This window comes from Galactobacter caseinivorans (assembly GCF_003640665.1).
GTDB lineage: Bacteria > Actinomycetota > Actinomycetes > Actinomycetales > Micrococcaceae > Galactobacter > Galactobacter caseinivorans.
Window position 1 is genome coordinate 262,714 of record NZ_QQXL01000001.1, and the last position, 18,344, is coordinate 281,057.

12 protein-coding genes are annotated in these 18,344 nt (G+C 69.2%); 9 read left to right on the top strand and 3 right to left on the bottom strand.

Annotation, left to right across the window (positions count from 1 at the left end; translation table 11 throughout):
- Nucleotides 1-23: 23 nt before the first annotated feature.
- The 3 genes from DWQ67_RS01285 to DWQ67_RS01295 all read right to left on the bottom strand — a co-directional run bounded on the left by DWQ67_RS01285 (nt 24) and on the right by DWQ67_RS01295 (nt 2,894).
- Complete coding sequence (locus tag DWQ67_RS01285; RefSeq protein WP_121483771.1) at nt 24-887, bottom strand: DUF4097 family beta strand repeat-containing protein; 864 nt, start codon at nt 885-887, stop codon at nt 24-26.
- A gap of 40 nt (nt 888-927) precedes the next feature.
- Nucleotides 928-1,506: a toxin-antitoxin system HicB family antitoxin gene (locus tag DWQ67_RS01290; RefSeq protein ID WP_121483772.1), complete on the bottom strand. Its 579-nt coding sequence runs from the start codon at nt 1,504-1,506 to the stop codon at nt 928-930.
- A gap of 107 nt (nt 1,507-1,613) precedes the next feature.
- Nucleotides 1,614-2,894: a class I SAM-dependent methyltransferase gene (locus tag DWQ67_RS01295; protein WP_121483773.1), complete on the bottom strand. Its 1,281-nt coding sequence runs from the start codon at nt 2,892-2,894 to the stop codon at nt 1,614-1,616.
- Between the two features lie 236 nt (nt 2,895-3,130).
- Between DWQ67_RS01295 and groES the strand changes: the two genes are divergently transcribed.
- The 9 genes from groES (at nt 3,131) to DWQ67_RS01340 (ending at nt 18,239) form a co-directional block, all read left to right on the top strand.
- Complete coding sequence (gene groES / locus DWQ67_RS01300) at nt 3,131-3,427, top strand: co-chaperone GroES (RefSeq protein WP_121483774.1); 297 nt, start codon at nt 3,131-3,133, stop codon at nt 3,425-3,427.
- 144 nt (nt 3,428-3,571) lie between these two features.
- Nucleotides 3,572-5,164: a chaperonin GroEL gene (gene groL, locus DWQ67_RS01305; RefSeq protein WP_121483775.1), complete on the top strand. Its 1,593-nt coding sequence runs from the start codon at nt 3,572-3,574 to the stop codon at nt 5,162-5,164.
- 213 nt (nt 5,165-5,377) lie between these two features.
- The gene (locus DWQ67_RS01310; protein WP_121483776.1) at nt 5,378-7,723 is read left to right on the top strand and encodes an acyltransferase family protein; all 2,346 of its coding nucleotides are present in this window, start codon (nt 5,378-5,380) and stop codon (nt 7,721-7,723) included.
- A gap of 167 nt (nt 7,724-7,890) precedes the next feature.
- Entirely contained in the window at nt 7,891-9,402 is a 1,512-nt protein-coding gene (guaB, locus tag DWQ67_RS01315; protein ID WP_121483777.1) for an IMP dehydrogenase, read from the top strand.
- A gap of 180 nt (nt 9,403-9,582) precedes the next feature.
- A complete protein-coding gene (locus DWQ67_RS01320; RefSeq protein ID WP_121483778.1) occupies nt 9,583-10,731 on the top strand; it encodes a GuaB3 family IMP dehydrogenase-related protein in 1,149 nt (382 codons plus the stop codon).
- A 134-nt stretch (nt 10,732-10,865) separates the two neighbouring features.
- A complete protein-coding gene (locus DWQ67_RS01325; RefSeq protein ID WP_233555857.1) occupies nt 10,866-11,789 on the top strand; it encodes an SURF1 family protein in 924 nt (307 codons plus the stop codon).
- The gene (locus DWQ67_RS01330; protein WP_121483779.1) at nt 11,786-12,289 is read left to right on the top strand and encodes a DUF3817 domain-containing protein; all 504 of its coding nucleotides are present in this window, start codon (nt 11,786-11,788) and stop codon (nt 12,287-12,289) included. The genes DWQ67_RS01325 and DWQ67_RS01330 overlap by 4 nt, the downstream gene beginning before the upstream one ends.
- An 83-nt stretch (nt 12,290-12,372) precedes the next feature.
- Nucleotides 12,373-13,956 carry a glutamine-hydrolyzing GMP synthase gene (gene guaA / locus DWQ67_RS01335; protein ID WP_121483780.1) on the top strand — a complete coding sequence of 528 codons (1,584 nt, stop codon included), beginning with the start codon at nt 12,373-12,375 and terminating at the stop codon, nt 13,954-13,956.
- Between the two features lie 227 nt (nt 13,957-14,183).
- Nucleotides 14,184-18,239, top strand: coding sequence for a DNA helicase (locus DWQ67_RS01340; RefSeq protein ID WP_121483781.1), 4,056 nt, complete (start codon nt 14,184-14,186; stop codon nt 18,237-18,239).
- Nucleotides 18,240-18,344 lie beyond the last annotated feature (105 nt).

Consider the following 18,344-nt stretch of genomic DNA (forward strand, 5'->3'; position numbering starts at 1 on the left):
GCTCCGTCCGCGGCGGGACCCGCTCAGTTTGTCGCGGCCGGGCTCTGCAGCAGCCGGCGCAGACGGATGGCGCCCATGGAGGTGGTGGCGCGCAGTTCGGCGGTGGACTCCGAGGCGGGGCCGGGGGTGGCCTGCAATTCGTTAAAGACGGAGCCTGCCTTGCTGTGGGCGTCCACCCAGACGGCGACCCCAGGGGAGACGGCGATGTCCACCTCACCCATGGACGTGGCGGCGTCGAGGCGCCCGCTCTCCACCCGGTCCACGCGGACCGCTCCGAGGGAGGTGCGCAGGCGCGCCTCGCCTGAGAGCACGCCAAGGGTGATGGAGCCGTTGGAGGTCTTGGCGGAGAGGGGGCTGCCGGTGCGGCCCAGATTCAGCGCGCCGTTGGAGCTCTTGATGGTGGTGCGCCCGCCGGAGGCACCCAGCTGCACCTCCCCGGAGGAGGTGGTGAGCTCCGCCTCGCCCTCAACGGTGCCAACAAAGACGGGCCCGTTGGAGGTGGTGGCCTTGAGCGTGAGCGCCCGGTCCACGGCGATGGAGCCGTTGGAGCTGTGCATGCGGGCCTGCCCCACCGGGCCATCCACCCGCACGGATCCGTTACCGGTGCGGCATTCCACGGGGGTGCCCTGTGGCACCTCCACGGTGATGACGGCCGTGCCCAGGTTGAACCCAAAGAGGCCCAGGGTGGGCGCGTAGATGCTCACGGCATCCTTGCTGCCCTCCACGCTGATGCGCTCTGCGGTGCGCTGGTCAATGCCGCGGCCGGGGTGCGCGGGCGCTACCTGGACGCTGATGCGTCCGGGCTCCGCGCTGGCCTTGATGTTGATGAGAGCGGACGGCACGGCGATCACGAGCCGCGCGTCCGGTGCCACGGTGAAGTCCTGCATGGCGTTGCCTTTCGAGAGGGGGAGGCGCGCGGGGTGCGCGTCAGTTCATCCAGCCGGTGATGCGACGGCCGTCGTTGCGCACGCCCGGCGCGCGCGGGGGTGCCGGGGGAGTGGGCGGCAGGGGCGGGGTGGCCACGGCGGTGGCGACGGTGCGCACCAGCCACGCGTTGACGGACTGCCCGGCGGCGGCGGCAGCGGCCTCCGCCTGGGACTTCAGCGACTCCGGCAGGCGCAGGTTGATGCGCGCGGTTTCCCCGTGGTCCGCCTCCAGGGCATCCGCTATGCCCGACGCCGCGGGGTACAGCCCCGCTGCTGCCTCGCCGGAACGCGGGGTGGGCTGCGGGGCCGCCTCCGCTTCCGCTTCGGTGTCCGCGGTGGGCGTGAGCCCTGAGGCGGTGAGCCGGGGCTCGCCGCCGGAAAGTGCCAGGCTGACGGAGCCGGGGGCCAGGTCGGCGCTGAGTTCATCCGCGGCGGCGGCGAGGGCGTTGATCAGGGTGAGGCGCAGCGAGGAGTCCAGGGCAAGGGCCAGCCGTTCCGCGTGCTCTGCCGCGGCAGAATCCTCCGGGACGGCTGCGGCCAGGTCGCGCTGGGTGGCGGAAACAAAGCGATCGAGATCCATGGCACCACTGTGGCACCATCATGGTGTCACGTCAAGCAAAAGTGGCACCACAGTGGCACCACAGTGGCGCCATGTGGGCTGCGGTGGGGCCGCGGGTGACGCGGTGGCTAGCCGAGTGGTTCCACCTCGATGGCCGCGCGGCGCTCGCCGACGCGGGTGAGGATGAGCGTGGCGGCGCGCCCGTTCTTGTTTTTGCCCAGCCCGGCCAGCACCTCGCGGCGCAGCTGCTCCGGCGTCACATCCACGCCGCGCTTCTTCACATCCAGACGGTTCACGCCGGTGGACTTGGCCCAGGCGCGCAGGTGCTTGGACTTGAGCGGATGGACCTGCACCACACGGTAGGCATGGCCAAGCGGAGTGCTCGGCTCCTCCTCGCAGCTCAGGTAGGCGATGTGCGGGTCAAGGCCGCGCGCCCCGATCTGCTGAGCCAGGTCCGCGACCAGCCCCGCCCGGATCACGGCCCCATCCGGCTCCACCAGGAACCGGCCCAGCCCATCCAGGCCGTCCGGGACCAAGAGGTCTCCTACCAATGCGGCCGCCTCCGGATCCATGCCGGGGAACCAGGTGGATGCGGTGAGCTCCGCGGAGGAATTGCCGCGGACCACCACCGCGGCCCGGCGCACCTGAGGCCTGCGAAGGCGGTTGAACCACATCGTGGCCTCCACGACGTCCCCGCCGTCCGAGAGCCAGACCGCCTCGGCGTTCTCCGGCACGGCGGTGTGGGGCAGGCCGGGCCCCAGTTTCACGCCCACCTCGCGCCCGGCGTCAGCCAGGGACTCCACAAAGCTCAGGGGCGGGGAGAAGGCCTCCGGATCAAAGATGCGCCGGGTTCCGGAGGAACTCGTGTCGCGTCGCGCAGGATCCAGCCACACGCCGTCGACCCCTTCCAGGTCCACCGTGGTGGCGTCCCCGTGGATCACCCGAGCGTCGTCGAAGGGCATCAGGTTCAAGGTGGCGGCCGCCGCCGTGAGCTCGTCCGCCTCCACGGCCGTCACGGCCAGCCCCAGCGAGGCGAAGGCCAGCGAGTCCGCGCCGATCCCGCATCCAAGGTCGGCGACGGAGCTCAGGCCCGCCCCGGCAAAGCGCTGGGCGTGGCGGGCCGCAACGGGAAGGCGCGTGGCCTGCTCCAGCCCGGCGCGCGTCAAAAAGAGCGAGTCCGCAAACGGGCCAAACTTGGCCTCGCCCCGGGAGCGAAGGCGCAGCTGATGCACCGCGGCGCTGACCAGCTCCGCCGGGTGCCCGTCCTTGCGCAGGCGCAACGTGAGCTCGGTGGCCGCGGCATCCGATCCGGCCTCCGCCGGGCGGTGGGCCGCCAGCAGGGCCAGGCCCTCCGGGGTCAGCAGCGGGGCAAGCGGTTCCTGGGCGGAGGACGCGGTAGGCAACGACATGACCTCAACCCTAGACGGCGAGGGGCGGCGACGGCGGCGCCGGGCGGTCTCGCCGTGGGTGAACTTCTGGCACTCACCTTGACCGAGTGCCAGCGCCTTCCTAGAGTGAGGACATCAGCACTCGCAGCACGTGAGTGCTGATCACCACCCCGCAGGCATCCGGATCGGCACCGCGACGACGACCCGGCCCGCAGGCGGTCCAGAATCATTAGGTCACGACAGAAGGAGAGAGCCGCATGTCGGTCTCCATCAAGCCCCTCGAGGATCGCATCGTCATCCAGCAGCTCGAGGCCGAGCAGACCACCGCCTCAGGCCTGGTCATCCCGGACACCGCCAAGGAAAAGCCCCAGGAGGGCAAGGTTGTCGCCGTGGGCCCCGGTCGCATCGACGACAACGGCAACCGCGTTCCGGTGGACGTCGCCGAAGGCGACGTGGTCATCTACTCCAAGTACGGCGGAACCGAGGTCAAGGTGGGCGGCCAGGAGTACCTGGTGCTCTCCGCCCGCGACGTCCTCGCCATCGTCGAGAAGTGATCCTCGCGCCGTCGCCCCGTACCAGCCCAGCTGGGCGGGGCGACGGCGTCTGAGTGTGGCCCGCTCTCGCGGACCCGCTCTTTTGCCTCACCCCCGTGTGAGGCCCCTCATCTCAAGACTTCTTCACTGTAGGAGCACATAAATATGGCAAAGCAGCTCGCGTTCAATGACGCGGCACGCAAGGCCCTCGAGGCCGGCGTTGACCGCCTCGCTGACACCGTCAAGGTCACCTTGGGCCCCCGCGGCCGCAACGTGGTTCTTGGCAAGCAGTGGGGCGCCCCGACCATCACCAACGACGGCGTGACCATCGCCCGTGAGGTGGAGCTCGAGGATCCCTACGAGAACCTTGGCGCTCAGCTCGCCAAGGAGGTCGCCACCAAGACCAACGATGTTGCCGGCGACGGCACCACCACGGCGACCGTCCTGGCCCAGGCCCTCGTCAAGGAAGGCCTGCGCAACGTTGCCGCCGGCGCCGCCCCTGGCGACGTCAAGCGTGGCATCGAGGCGGCCGTTGAGGCCGTGGAGAACCGCCTCAAGGAGAACGCGCGTCCGGTGGAGGGTGCCAACGTGGCCCACGTCGGCGCCATCTCCGCGCAGTCGGACGAGATCGGCGCACTGCTGGCAGAGGCCTTTGAGAAGGTGGGCACCGAGGGTGTCATCACCATCGAGGAGTCCAACACCACCAACACCGAGCTGGTCGTCACCGAGGGCATGCAGTTCGACAAGGGCTACCTGTCCCCGCACTTCGTCACGGATCCGGAGCGCCAGGAGGCTGTCCTCGAGGACCCGTACATCCTGATCAACTCCGGCAAGATCTCCTCCGTTCAGGAGTTCCTGCCGCTGCTGGAGAAGGCCCTGCAGGCCTCCAAGCCCCTCTTCATCATCGCGGAGGACGTGGAGGGCGAGGCCCTGTCCACGCTCGTCGTGAACAAGCTGCGCGGCACCCTGAACGTCGTGGCCGTGAAGGCCCCGGGCTTCGGCGATCGCCGTAAGGCCATGCTCCAGGACATCGCGGTGCTCACGGGCGCCCAGGTGATCTCCCCGGATCTGGGCCTGAAGCTGGACCAGGTGGGCCCCGAGGTCTTTGGCACGGCACGCCGCGTCACGGTCACCAAGGACTCCACCACGATTGTGGATGGCGCAGGCGAGGCCGAGGACGTTGCGGGTCGCGTGTCCCAGATCAAGGCTGAAATGGAGCGCTCGGATTCCGATTGGGATCGCGAGAAGGCCCAGGAACGCCTGGCCAAGCTCTCCGGCGGTATCGGCGTGATCAAGGTCGGCGCCGCCACCGAGGTGGAGCTCAAGGAGCGCAAGCACCGCATCGAGGACGCCGTGTCCTCTACGCGTGCGGCACTGGAGGAGGGCATCGTCGCCGGCGGCGGCACCGCCCTCGTTGACGCCCTCGCCGTGCTGGACACCGACGAGACGGTCACCTCGCTCACGGGCGATGCGGCCACCGGCGTGGACATTGTGCGCCGCGCTCTCACCACCCCGGTGAAGCAGATCGCAGCCAACGCGGGCTTTGACGGTTCCGTTGTGGCGGCCAAGGTGGCCGAGTCCCCGGTGAACTCCGGGTTCAACGCCAAGACCGGCGTGTACGAGGACCTGCTTGCGGCCGGCGTCATTGACCCGGTCAAGGTCACGCGTTCCGCCCTGCGCAACGCCGCCTCCATCGCGGCCTTGGTGCTCACCACCGAGACCCTCGTGGTGGACAAGCCGGCGGACGAAGAGGACTAATCCTCCCCTGACGTTCCCGGCCGCGCAGCTTGGCGTCGCCACCCCAACGCCGCCCTTCCCGCCTGTGCGGGGAGGGCGGCGTTGTTGTCGGCGCAGGTCCCGGGGCTGGCCCCCCGGCCGGCCCCAGCCGGCCCCCGGTCCAGCAGAAAAGGTCACGCTCAGGTAACATTGATGTGATCCAGCGGTCACCTCCCCGCCAGGAATCCCGAACTGATGCCACACAACATCACCCCCGCCCCTCAGCGTCAGGGCACGTCTGTGTCCGCGACCGGGGCCACTGCCGCCGCCGCTCAGGCGCCCCAGCGCTCCGGTTCCTTCCGCCGTGACCTGGCCGGCCTGCGGGGTGTGGCCGTGCTGCTGGTGGCGGTTTATCACATCTGGATTGGCAGGGTCTCCGGGGGAGTGGACGTCTTCCTCCTCATGTCCGCGTTCTTCTTGACCGGCGGCTGGGCCCGCTCGGTGGATCAGGGGGCGCCGCGGACCGTGGCCGGTTCGTGGTTGCGGCGCCTGCAGGGCCTGCTCCCCGCCGCCGTGCTGACCTTGGTGGTGACGGTGTGCGTCACCCTGCTGCTGCAGCCGGCCACCCGGTGGGCGGAGTTCATGACGCAGGCGTGGGCCTCGCTTGGCTACACGCAAAACCAGCACCTGGCCGCCGCCTCCGTTGATTACTACAACGCGGATCATTCCTCCGCGAGCCCCTTGCAGCACTTCTGGTCCCTCTCCGTGCAGGGGCAGGTGTTTGTGCTGTGGCCGCTCCTGCTGGCCGGCGGCGCGCTGCTGGCTCGCGGGCTCAGCGCCCTTGCCGCCCGCCGTGGGCGCGGCCCCATCGGCTTCCGGGCCGTCATGATCGTGGTGTTCCTGCTGGTGGGCGGCGCCTCCCTGGCCTACTCGGTCCAGTTCACGCAGTCCCACCAGGCGCAGGCCTACTTCTCCACGCAGGCCCGCCTGTGGGAGTTTGCGCTCGGCTCCCTCCTGGCCCTCTCGGTGGACCGCATCCCTGCCCTTCCGCGCCTGCTCTCCCGCGCGCTGGGCTGGCTCGGGATGGCCGCGCTGCTCAGCTGCGGCGTGCTGCTCAACGTCGAGGGCCAGTTCCCTGGCTACGCGGCCCTATGGCCCACCCTCGCCGCGGCCGCGATCATCGTGGCCGGCACCGGGGAGCGCCCACTCACGCGGGCCGACGTCGGTTGGTGGCTATCGCGCCGACCCGCCACCTGGCTCGGGTCCATCTCCTACCCGCTCTACCTGTGGCACTGGCCGGTCCTTGTCCTCAGCCTCTACCTGCTTGGACAGGAGCGCCCCACCTTCTGGCAGGGAGCCCTGATGCTGCTTGGTGCCATGCTGCTGGCCTGGCTGACGCACCGCTACGTGGAGGCGCCGGCTACCCGGTGGGCCGCTGCCCGACGCCGCTCGGTCACCACCGCGCGCGCCTCGCGTTCCGCAGACGCTCACGAACCCAAAGAATCCAAAGAACCCCGCCAGCACCGGGTACCCCGCCTGCCCCGCCTGCCCCGCCTTCTCCGCCTGCCCCGGCAAACCGCCGCCCTGGCTGGGGCGCTCCCACGCGTCGTCGGGCGCTACAGCGGTGCCTTCCAGCGCAATGCCCGCAGCGCGGCCGTGGTCCTGATCAGCCTGGCGGCCGTCTTGCCGCTGGCCGTCTGGCAGAGCGCCCTGACCTCGCAGGAGCGCGCCGCGGCCGTGCAGCCGGAGCGCGATAATCCGGGAGCCGCCAGCCTGGAGAGTGACTTTGTGGATGAGAGTGATCCCTCCTCCATCGCGCTGCCGCTGGCCAGCCAAGTCAAGAACGACTGGGCCACGCCGGGGGAGGCGTGCACGGGGGACTGGGTTCCGGATAACCCCGCCAACGAGTTCTGCCTGCAGGGTGGGAACCCGGAGGCCAAGAAGACCGTGGTGATGGTGGGGGATTCGCACGCACAGCAGTGGTCCCCGGCGCTGGACGCCGCAGCAAACCACAGCGACCTGCGGTGGGTCATGGTCTACCGGCCCGGGTGCCGCTACGGCGACCTGCCCAATGAGGCGGAGCATGTGGACTGCCAGAATCACAACGCCGCCGCCAAGGACTACGTGCTGGACCGGGCCGCCTCCATCGACGCCGTGCTGGTGGTCGGGACCCGCACCACCGAGCCGGCCACGGCGGGGGAGGTGGCACCGCAGGAGGTGGTCGTGGACGGGCTCCGCGCGGCCCTTGCCCCGTGGGCCAAGGCCGGCCTGCCCATCGTGGCGATCCGTGACACCCCGCGGCAGGCCTTTGATGTGGCGGACTGCCAAGCCACGCTGACCACCTCGGTCCAGGATTGTGAGGGGCGCCTGGAGGACCTGGTGGCACCGAGCAACCCGGCGCTGGAACTGAGCAGCGGGCCGGACCGGATCCCGGGCGTGCGCACCATGGACCTGAACGACGTGGTCTGCCCCCAGGGCACCTGCCCGCCCGTGATCGGCAACGTGAATGTGTGGATCGATAACTCACACCTCACCGCGAAGTTCTCCTCCACCACAGGCGCCGCCTTCGATCGCAGGATGAAGACCGCGCTGGGATGGTAGGCACGCAAGGTTGCGAAGCCCGCAAGGTTGCTGGGCCCGCAAGCTGGCATCGCGGGTGAGAGGGATCACGGGCCGCTGTGGCCAGGAAGTGGCCTGGGAATGAATCCCACCCCCTTCGGCGCTCTAGACTAATACCTACCCCACCGGCTCCTCCCGAAAGGCATCGCGTGAGCGCCAACGATGACTTCAATCCCTTCGCTTTCGAGGGTCTGACCTACGACGACGTGCTGTTGTTGCCCGGCCCCACGGATGTGATCCCCTCTGAGGCAGACACGAGCACGCGCCTGACCAAGCGGATCTCCCTGAATGTGCCGATCCTCTCGGCGGCGATGGACACGGTCACCGAGGCCAACATGGCCATTGCCCTGGCCCGCCTGGGCGGCGTCGGCATCATCCACCGCAACATCTCCATCGACGAGCAGGCTCGTCAGGTGGACCAGGTGAAGCGCTCCGAGTCCGGCATGATCACCGATCCGGTGACGATTGCCCCGGACGCCACCCTGCAGGACCTGGATGATCTGTGCGCGCACTTCCGCGTCTCCGGCCTGCCGGTGGTGGACGAGCAGCGCCAGTTGCTTGGCATCATCACCAACCGCGACACCCGTTTTGTGCCGCGCGCGGACTGGGCCACCACGCAGGTCCGCGAGAAGATGACGCACATGCCGTTGGTCACCGCACCGGTGGGCACCAGCCGTGAGCAGGTGCTGGAGCTGCTGGCTCAGCACCGCATCGAGAAGCTGCCGCTGGTGGATTCCAAGAATGTGCTCCAGGGCCTCATCACGGTCAAGGACTTTGACAAGGCGGAGGACTACCCGCTGGCCACCAAGGACGACGAGGGCCGCCTGCGGGCCGGCGCCGCCGTGGGCTTCTTTGGCGAGGGCTACGACCGCGCCATGTCCCTGGTGGATGCCGGAGTGGATCTGCTGGTCGTGGACACCGCCAATGGCCACAGCCAGGGTGTGCTTGACATGATTGCGCGCCTGAAGAAGGACCCGGCGGCGGCGCACGTGGACATCATCGGCGGCCAGGCAGCCACCCGCGAGGGCGCCCAGGCGCTGATCGACGCCGGCGCTGACGCCATTAAGGTGGGCGTGGGCCCCGGCTCCATCTGCACCACCCGCGTGGTGGCCGGCGTGGGCGTGCCCCAGGTCACCGCCATCTACGAGTCCGCGAAGGCCGCCATTCCGGCCGGCGTTCCGGTGATCGCGGACGGTGGGCTGCAGCACTCCGGTGACATTGGCAAGGCCCTCGTGGCCGGCGCCGACTCCGTGATGCTTGGCTCCCTCCTGGCCGGCACGCAGGAATCCCCTGGAGACCTGGTGTTTGTCAACGGCCGCCAGTTCAAGAACTACCGCGGCATGGGCTCGCTCGGGGCCATGCAGACCCGCGGCAAGAACACCTCCTACTCCAAGGATCGCTACTTCCAGGCGGATGTCCCCACGGATGAGAAGCTGATCCCCGAGGGCATCGAGGGTCAGGTGCCGTTCCGCGGCCCGCTCTCCTCCGTGGTGCACCAGTTGGTGGGCGGACTGCGCCAGACCATGTTCTACGTGGGCGGCCAGACCATCCCGGAGTTGAAGCGCCGCGGCAAGTTTGTGCGCATCACCTCCGCGGGCCTCAAGGAGTCCCACCCGCACGACATCGCGATGACGGTGCAGGCGCCGAACTACCACCGCTGAGGCTGACGCAGCATCAACCTCTAGGGCCCGACGGCGGCCCGGAACCTTTCGCAGGAAAGGTTCCGGGCCGCCGTCGGGCGTTTTCTGCCGTGCACGCCTTCCCGCGCCCGGCTGCCTTCCCCCGCCCGGCCGGGAGACGCGAGTGGGGGAGTGGGCCCCCGGGATTGGTAGGGTGGCCCGGTGAGTAATGACATCGAGATTGGCCGGTTCAAGCGCGCCCGCCAGGCGTATTCGCTGGACGACGTGGCAATTGTCCCCTCCCGCCGCACCCGCGATCCCCAGGACGTGTCCACGTCCTGGCAGATTGACGCGTACTCCTTTGACACCCCGTTCATCGCCGCCCCGATGGACTCCGTGATGTCACCGGACACCGCGATTGAGCTGGGGCGCCAGGGCGGCGTGGGCGTGCTGAATCTCGAGGGCGTCTGGACCCGTTATGAGGATCCGGAGAAGGTCCTCACCGAGATTGCCTCGCTGGAGAGCGCCACCGAGCACGGCACGGACCCCCGGGTCACCCGCCGCCTGCAGGAGTTGCTCGCCGCGCCCATTCAGCCAGAGCTGATCAAGGCCCGCCTGGAGCAGATCCGCGAGGCCGGCGTGGTGGTGGCCGGTTCGCTGACCCCGCAGCGCACGCAGGAGCACTACAAGACGGTGCTGGAGGCCGGCGTGGAGCTCTTTGTCATCCGCGGCACCACGGTCTCCGCCGAGCACGTCTCGGAGCGCCACGAGCCCCTGAACCTGAAGAAGTTCATCTACGAACTTGACGTCCCCGTGATCGTCGGCGGCGCCGCCGGATACACCCCCGCACTGCACCTGATGCGCACCGGAGCGGCCGGCGTGCTGGTCGGTTTTGGTGGCGGCGCCACCGGGACCACCCGCCGCGCCATGGGCATTCACGTCCCCATGGCCACCGCCATCGCGGACGTCGCGGCCGCGCGCAGCGACTACCTGGATGAGTCCGGCGGGCGCTACGTGCACGTCATTGCCGACGGCGGCGTGTCCACCTCCGGTGACATCGTCAAGGCCATGGCGCTGGGCGCAGATGCGGTGATGTTGGGCACGGCCCTGGCTCGCGCCGAGGAGGCCCCGGGCCGCGGCTGGCACTGGGGCATGGAGGCCGCCCACGATTCGGTGCCGCGCGGCGACCGCGTCAGGGTCGGCACCGTCGGCCCCATGTCGCAGGTGCTGCACGGGCCCTCACACCACACCAACGGCACCTCCAACCTGGTGGGCATGCTGCGCAAGTCCATGGCCACCACCGGCTATGTGGACCTGAAGTCCTTCCAGAAGGTGGACATGATCCTGGCGCCGTACCAAGCCGGCTCCTGACACCCCATGCCTCGGACCGCCACCCCCTTGAGGGGGTGGCGGTCCGCTGTTGTGGCGGGGCGGTGACGCGGGGATGCTGGGCATCACGTGGGCGCTGGTTAGTCCCGTTCTCTATGGGCCGTAGAATAAGCACTGTGCTGAAGACCGCCCTCAAGCCCAAATGGATCGGCACCCTCCTGGGGTGTCTGATTGCGGCGACGCTCTTTGTTTTGCTGAGCCAATGGCAATTTGGCCAGTCCACGGAGAAGGCCCCGACCACCTCCGGCAAGACGGAGAACGCCGTCCCGCTGACCTCACACTTCCAGCCCGGGCGTGACATGTTTGCGCCGGACGCGGACCAGATTGTCACCGCCAAGGGCCGTTTCGTTGAGGGCTCCGCCCTCCTGGTGAACCGTCTCAAGGACGGGGCGGAGGGCTACTGGGTGGTCGCCGCTTTCCTGCCCGACGGCGCCCCGGAGGGCAACGTGATCCCGGTGGCTCGCGGGTGGCAACAGGAAGCAACGGCTCCGCAGGCACTGCCCACCGGCAGCGTTGAGCTGCGGGGGCGCCTGCTGCCAAGCGAGGCCCCGACGGCCGGCCCAAGCAGCGAAGGGAAGGGCCTGAAGGACCTTTCCGCAGCCCGCCTGGCCAACGTCTGGGATCGGGACAGCTACGACGGGTTCATTGCCATCTTTGACGCGACCTCCGCCGGCGCAGATGTGGGCGCCGCCAGCGCAGGGCTTGAGCCCATCTGGGTTGGCCCGCAGCCAGAAGAGGACAAGGTCAACTGGCTCAACATCTTCTACGGCGTCGAATGGGTCGTCTTCGCCGGATTTGCCTTCTTCATCTGGTGGCGGCTGGTCAAGGATGACATGGTCCGCGACCAGGAATACCAGACCGAGTTGGAGGCGTGGAAGGCCCGCCAGGCCGTCCGCGCCGCGCAGGCGGCAGGCGAGCACACGGCGTCGGGCACAGAACCCGCCGCAACGCACGCCACCCAGCCCGCCGCAACACCCCAGAACCACACCAGTGACCAGGCCGCCAACGAGCGGCCCAGCCGGAAGGACCCGCACGCATGAGCCAGCCCGCCCAGGACCCAGCAGCCATGCCGGCTCCAGAGGATGACCCCATGCCCACGCGCAAGCGCACCTTCGCTGGCACCCGCCAGCAAATCAAGGCGGCCGCGGGCTTCTACAAGGTGGCCTCCTACATCACCGGCGTGATGCTGCTGCTCTTGGTGGTGGAAATGGTGCTCAAGTACGGCTTCAAGCTCGTGGCCTACGCGGGCGGAACCACCCTTAGCGGCGGCAGCAATGTGTTCACGCTGGTCCAGGAGGGGCAGGTGGTGGGCGGCTTCAACGTCTCCATCGCCGTGCTGATTGCCCACGGCTGGTTGTACGTGGTGTACCTGCTGGCCGTGTTCATCCTGTGGTCGCGCATGCGCTGGAGCCTGGGGCAGTTCATCGCGATTGCGTTGGGTGGCGTGGTGCCCTTCCTCTCCTTCATCATGGAGGCCAAGGTGCACAAGCAGGTCCAGGAGGACCTGGCGCAGAATCCTGAGGCCATCCGGCGGTACTGAGGCCGGTCCTGACCGGTGCCGCCAGCGGTGGCGCCGATCACCACACTCTTTTCCCTGAACGACTCTCCGATAGGCTTGGGCCCGTGACTGACACCCCCTCCACTTCAGAGCAGCGCCCGGTTCTTGTAGTCGACTACGGCGCGCAGTATGCCCAGTTGATCGCCCGCCGCGTGCGCGAGGCAAACATCTACTCCGAGATCGTCCCTCACACGGCGAGCACCGAGCAGATCCTGGCCAAGAACCCGGCCGCGATCATCCTCTCCGGTGGTCCCTCCTCCGTGTATGCAGAGGGCGCACCGGTCGTGGGCGCGGACCTGTTCCGCGCCGGCGTCCCGACCCTGGGCATTTGCTACGGCTTCCAGGCCATGGCCAACGCCCTGGGCGGCGTGGTCGCAGAGACCGGCCTGCGTGAGTACGGCTCCACCCCGGTGGCCGCAACCGGCCAGATCAGCACCCTGCTGGACGGCGTGCCGGCAGAGCAGCTCACCTGGATGAGCCACGGCGACTCGGTCTCCCAGGCGCCGGAGGGCTTCACGGTCCTGGCCACGTCTGAGGGCGCCCCCGTGGCTGCCTTCGCGGATGAGGAGAACCACCTCTACGGCGTGCAGTGGCACCCCGAGGTGAAGCACTCCACCTTTGGCCAGAAGATCCTGGAGAACTTCCTCTACCAGGGCGCGGGGCTCACCCCCACCTGGACCGCGGGCAACATCGTGGACGAGCAGGTAGCCCGGATCCGCGAGCAGGTGGGCAACAAGCGCGCCATCTGCGCCCTCTCCGGCGGAGTGGATTCCGCCGTAGCCGCCGCCCTGGTGCAGCGCGCCATCGGCGATCAGCTCACCTGCGTGTACGTGGATCACGGCCTGATGCGTCAGGACGAGTCGGCAGAGATTGAGAAGGCCTTTGGCGCCTCCACCGGCGGAGCCAAGCTCATGGTCGTGGACGCCGCGGAGCTCTTCCTGGGCAAGCTCGCCGGCGTCACCGACCCGGAGACCAAGCGCAAGATCATCGGTGAGCAGTTCATCCGCACCTTTGAGCGGGCGCAGGCAGAGATCATTGCCTCCTCCGAGGGCGAGGACGTGGCGTTCCTGGTGCAGGGCACCCTGTACCCGGACGTCGTGGAGTCCGGCGGCGGCGAGGGTACCGCCAACATCAAGAGCCACCACAACGTGGGTGGGCTCCCGGATGACATCGAGTTTGAACTGGTGGAGCCGCTGCGCGCGCTCTTCAAGGACGAGGTGCGTGCCGTGGGCACCGCCCTTGGCCTGCCGGATGAGATTGTGCACCGCCAGCCCTTCCCGGGCCCCGGTCTCGGCATCCGCATCATCGGCGAGGTCACCAAGGATCGCCTTGACCTGCTGCGCAAGGCGGACGCCATCGCCCGCGCGGAGCTGACCGCTGCCGGGCTGAACCGCCAGGTGTGGCAGATGCCCGTGGTGCTCTTGGCGGACGTGCGCTCGGTCGGCGTCCAGGGGGATCACCGCACCTACGGTCACCCCGTGGTGCTGCGGCCCGTCTCCTCTGAGGACGCCATGACCGCGGACTGGTCGCGCCTGCCGTATGAGCTGCTCTCCAAGATCTCCAACCGCATCACCAACGAGGTGGACGGGGTCAACCGCGTGGTGCTGGACGTGACCAGCAAGCCGCCGGGAACCATCGAGTGGGAGTGACCCGCTGAGCTGGCCCCGATCGAGACGCTGCCGCGTCCCGGTCGGGGCCGCTGAGTTTGTGCGGGGGCGCTGTGTTCTTCAGCGTCCCGGGCAGTGATGCCGGGCCCATTTCACGCGGTTTGCGGCGTGTGAGGCCTCGCCTGCCGGGCTGGCCCGGCGGGAGCAACTACCGTTAAAAATTGATGCCGGGCATGCCCCTCGCCCGGCGCAGAGGGACGAGGAGAGACGTGAGCGCACAGACCGGTCAGGACGCACGCTTTGGAGCATGGCTGCAGTCCCTGGGACCCGGCGGCGGTGGGGATACCCTGCTGCACTTTGTGCCGTCCTCAGAGAATAGCGTTGAGCTGACGCACGCCCACCCCTCCGGCTTGGCGCAATTGCTGGCCGGGCGCCGTACGCGCCTGTCCACGCTGCTGCGGGATCCGGTGCAGTACACCCAGGCTCGGCGCACTGCGCGTGCCATCAGCTCCACCATCGCCGACGTGGCCGCACAGCGCGGCATCGAGGTGGGCTACCTCGCCACCGGCCTGGTCACCTGGCGCGCGCTGCGTCAGAGCGGCAACGATTTTTACTCCGCCCCCGTCATGCTGGGGCACGTCTCCATGGAGCGCCGCGAGGGTGTGGATGATGAGGAGTTGCAGCTCGTGGAGCGCAGCACCCCCAACCCGGCCCTGTTGCGCCACCTGAGCCACACCTTTGGCGTCAAGATTGAGGCCAAGGAACTGATCGACGCCGCGTACGTCACCGCGCGCTTTGACCCTACGGCGCCGCTGACCGTGCTGCGCGAGGCGCTGCGCGATGTGCCGGGGCTGGTGGTCGCCGACCGCATGGTCCTTTCCACCTTCGCCGACGTCGCGGATCCCGCCGACCCCTCCGTGGTCTCCCCTGAGCACCCGGTCGTCGCCGCGCTGATGCAGAGCGTGGGGGACACGACCATCCTTCCGGGCCCGCGCCGCCGTACCCCGCGTGGCCAGGCCGGTCCCGCCGCTGGCAGTGGTTCCGCGCAGGCCGAGGCCCAGCCCGACGGCGCTGTTCCCGGCGCGGCTGTTCCCGACGCGGGTGAGACCAATGCCGCGAAGGCTGACTCTGCTGGGGCTGGTTCTGCTGCGTCCGGTGCTGCTGACTCCGGTTCTGATGAATCCGGTTCCGGCCGATCCGGAGAGCCCGCTTCCGGCGGCTCCAAGGACGCCGGCCAGACGTCTTCCACACCCATCGTTGACCCGGCCGGGGCCGCTTCTGCGGCGCCCGCGGGACCCGCCGGCGCTTCGACGGCCGCCACCGACGCGGCGTCGCGGGCTACGGGAGCCCCGGCGTCAGAGCGCCTGGTTCCCCAGACGCTGCGCGACGACGTGGCGACCCCGGGCTCTGATCTGCGTGATCCCTCCGACGAGTTGCTGGTCTTGGATGCGGACGAGGACCAGTTTGCGGCCCTTGATCTGGTCTCCGCCGGTCGCTCGGTCACCGTCAGCGCCCCTCCCGGAACGGGTGGAACCACCTTTGCCGTGAACGCGGCCGTGCGCTTGGCCGCCCAGGGCAAGCGCGTGCTGGTTGTTGCCGAGCGTGAGCAGTCAGTCTCGGATTTCTTGGGGTCCCTGGCCCAGGTGGGTCTGGATTCCCTGGCCCTTCCCCTGCGCCGCGACGTGGATGCGGAGGAACTGCGCCGCCGATTGGTGGAGGCAGTGCTGCGCAACGAGCGCACCACGGAGCCGCATGCGCAGCAGAACCAGACCTTGTTGCGGGATCGTCGGCTGGCGCTGATTGAGCACGTGCGTTCGCTGCGCTCGGTGCGCCCGCGCTGGAAGGCCTCCCCGCTGCAGGCCATGCGTGAACTGGCACGAGTCACCTCACGCGTGCCCGCCCCGTCCACCACGGTGCGCCTGAAGCGCTCGGTGCTAGACGCCATGCCGGATCGCGCTCCTGTGGCAGAGCAGCTGCAGCGGGCCGCTGACCTGGGAGCCTTTGACGAGGCAACCGCACTGAGCCCGTGGTTTGGCGCCAGGCTGCGCCACCGCGGCGAGGCGGAGCAGGCGGTGGAGCTGGTGCGCGGCCTGGGCAAGGACGTGCCGCCGCTGCGTGCCAAGCTTGAATCCACGGCCAAGGCGACGCGCATTAAGCCCGTGCGGACCTTTGCCCAGTGGGGCAAGACGCTGCGCCTGCTCGTGGATGTGCGCCGCTCGCTGGACAAGTTTGAGCCGGACATCTTTGACAAGGCCGTGGATGACCTCATTGCCGCGACGGGCTCGCCGCATTGGCGCAAGCAGCGCGGCATTGAGATGAGCTCCATGACCCGCTCGCGCCTGCGCCGTGTGGCCAAGGAGTACGTGCGCCCCGGTGTGCACATCGAGGACCTGCACACGGCCCTGATCCAGGTGCAGGAACAGCGCAAGGCGTGGGAGCTGCTGGCCACGGATCAGCGCTACCCCAGCGTCCCCACCGGTCTGGAGGAGGTGCTGAGCACCTTCCGCGAGGTGTTGGCGCGCCTGGAGAAGCTGGAAAAGGTGCTGCCGACCCCGCCTGCGGGTGAGCGTGTGCTGAGCAAGCTGGCGCTGGCCGAGTTGCAGAGCACGCTGGAGTCCCTGAGCGCGGCAGAGAAGGACCTCTCCACTTTGCCGGAGCGCACCATTTTGCTGGAGACCCTGCGTGAGCAGGGCCTGGGGGATTTGGTGGATGACTTTAAGCGCCGCTCGGTGCTGAAGGAGCTCATCCCGAGCGAGCTGGATCAGGCGTGGTGGCAGTCGGTGCTGGAGGCCATGGTCTCTGGGGATGACTACCTTGCGCTGCAGGACGGGCAGACGCTGGCTCGTGTGCAGTCCGATTTTGCGCGCTCCGATGCCAAGCATGTGGGTGCCGGTGCAGAAGAGGTGCGGTATCGCCTCTCGCGCAAGTGGAAGGGCGGGCTGGCGGATCACCGGGTGGCCGCGCGGGATCTGCGCGCGCTGCTCAAGATCGGCGACCCCTCCGTGGCCCAGCTGGCCGCGCTCTCTCCTGACCTGGTGGGCGCGCTGGTCCCGATCTGGGTCGGTGCACCCCTGTACTTGCCCTCCGCGTTGCCGCGCTGGAGCCGCTTTGATGTCACCATCCTGTTGGACGCAGAGTCGCTGTCCTTGGTGGCAGGGCTCGGGGCGATTGGTCGCTCCGATCAGGTCATCGCCATCGGCGATCCCGTCTCCGGTGCGCCGCGCCCGCTCACGGTGTCCGTGGACCCGGGCGAGGCTTCCCACGCCCGCCGCGTGCCGCTCAGCGCCTATGAGGCGTTGGCGGGCGTGACGCCGCGCCGCGCCCTGACCCGGGTACACCGCCCCATCGACGACCGCCTGGTGCACGCCGCTTCCCCGAGTTACGAGCGGGGTCTGAGCGCCTATCCGTCCCCGGGCGGAGCGGATCCCGCCGCGGCCGTCATCACGGTGGACGGCGCCACCGCCCTGGCAGGCTCCGGCGCCGTGGAGACCACGCCTGCCGAGGTGGCTGCGGTGGTCAAACTGGTCTTTGAGCAGTTGGAGAATCATCCCGAGCGCTCCCTTGCCGTGATCGCGGGGAATCAGCAGCATGCTCGCGCCGTGGCCAAGGCCGTGGGCGCCGCGATGGCGCACCACCCCGACACGGAGTCCTCCTTCCGTCGCAGCCACGAGCCGTTTGTGGTCACCACGGCGGAGCGTCTGCAGGGGCTGCGACGTGACGCGGTGATCTTCACGTTGGGCTTTGGACGCACGCCGCATGGGCGACCGGTCCACGACTTTGGCACGTTGGCCACCCCGTCCGGCGCCCGCGCCGTGGGCGCCGCGCTGCTGGCCGGGCGGGAATGGATGCGAATTGTTGCCGCGTTCTCCGCGTCGGAGCTGGATGCGGAGCGGCTGCGCCACGGCGCGGCCAAGCTGGTCGCCGCTATGCGTGCGGTGGAGTCCCCGGCGCACGTGAGTGACAGCGCCCAGGTGGAGGATCCTCTGCTGGGCGACCTGGCCGAGCGACTGAGGGTGTGGGGCCTGACCGTGGTGCATGAGCACGCGCCCGGGGTGGACTTGGCCGTCTTCCCGCCGGAGGGATCGCAGGCAGTGCCGGTGGCGGTGGTCTCGGATGGTAGCGACACCTACGCCTCCGCCTCCGTCCGCTCGCGCTCCCGCATCGTTCCCACGGAGCTGGCGCGCCGTGGGTGGAACCCCACGCAGGTGTGGACCATCGACGTGTTCTCTGATCCGGCGGCCGTGGCTCGTCAGATTGCCGGCGAGCTGGGCCTGCGCACGCCGCGCGGGCGCCATGACGCCACCGCGGCGTCCGAGCAGGACTGAGCTGGTGCAGTTGCTAGCGCTGGCCGTCCCGGTCTCCACGCTGGGTGCGCTGTGCCAGAGAAGTCGGAAGGGGCAACGCAGCGGGCTGCAGGGCTGGCAGCGGGG

Coding starts and splice junctions, on each gene's coding strand:
- DWQ67_RS01285 (WP_121483771.1), bottom strand. CDS start 887: ATGCAGGACTTCACCGTGGCACCGGACGCGCGGCTCGTGATCGCCGTG.
- groL (WP_121483775.1), top strand. CDS start 3,572: ATGGCAAAGCAGCTCGCGTTCAATGACGCGGCACGCAAGGCCCTCGAG.
- DWQ67_RS01330 (WP_121483779.1), top strand. CDS start 11,786: ATGAGCCAGCCCGCCCAGGACCCAGCAGCCATGCCGGCTCCAGAGGAT.
- DWQ67_RS01295 (WP_121483773.1), bottom strand. CDS start 2,894: ATGTCGTTGCCTACCGCGTCCTCCGCCCAGGAACCGCTTGCCCCGCTG.
- DWQ67_RS01310 (WP_121483776.1), top strand. CDS start 5,378: ATGCCACACAACATCACCCCCGCCCCTCAGCGTCAGGGCACGTCTGTG.
- DWQ67_RS01290 (WP_121483772.1), bottom strand. CDS start 1,506: ATGGATCTCGATCGCTTTGTTTCCGCCACCCAGCGCGACCTGGCCGCA.
- groES (WP_121483774.1), top strand. CDS start 3,131: ATGTCGGTCTCCATCAAGCCCCTCGAGGATCGCATCGTCATCCAGCAG.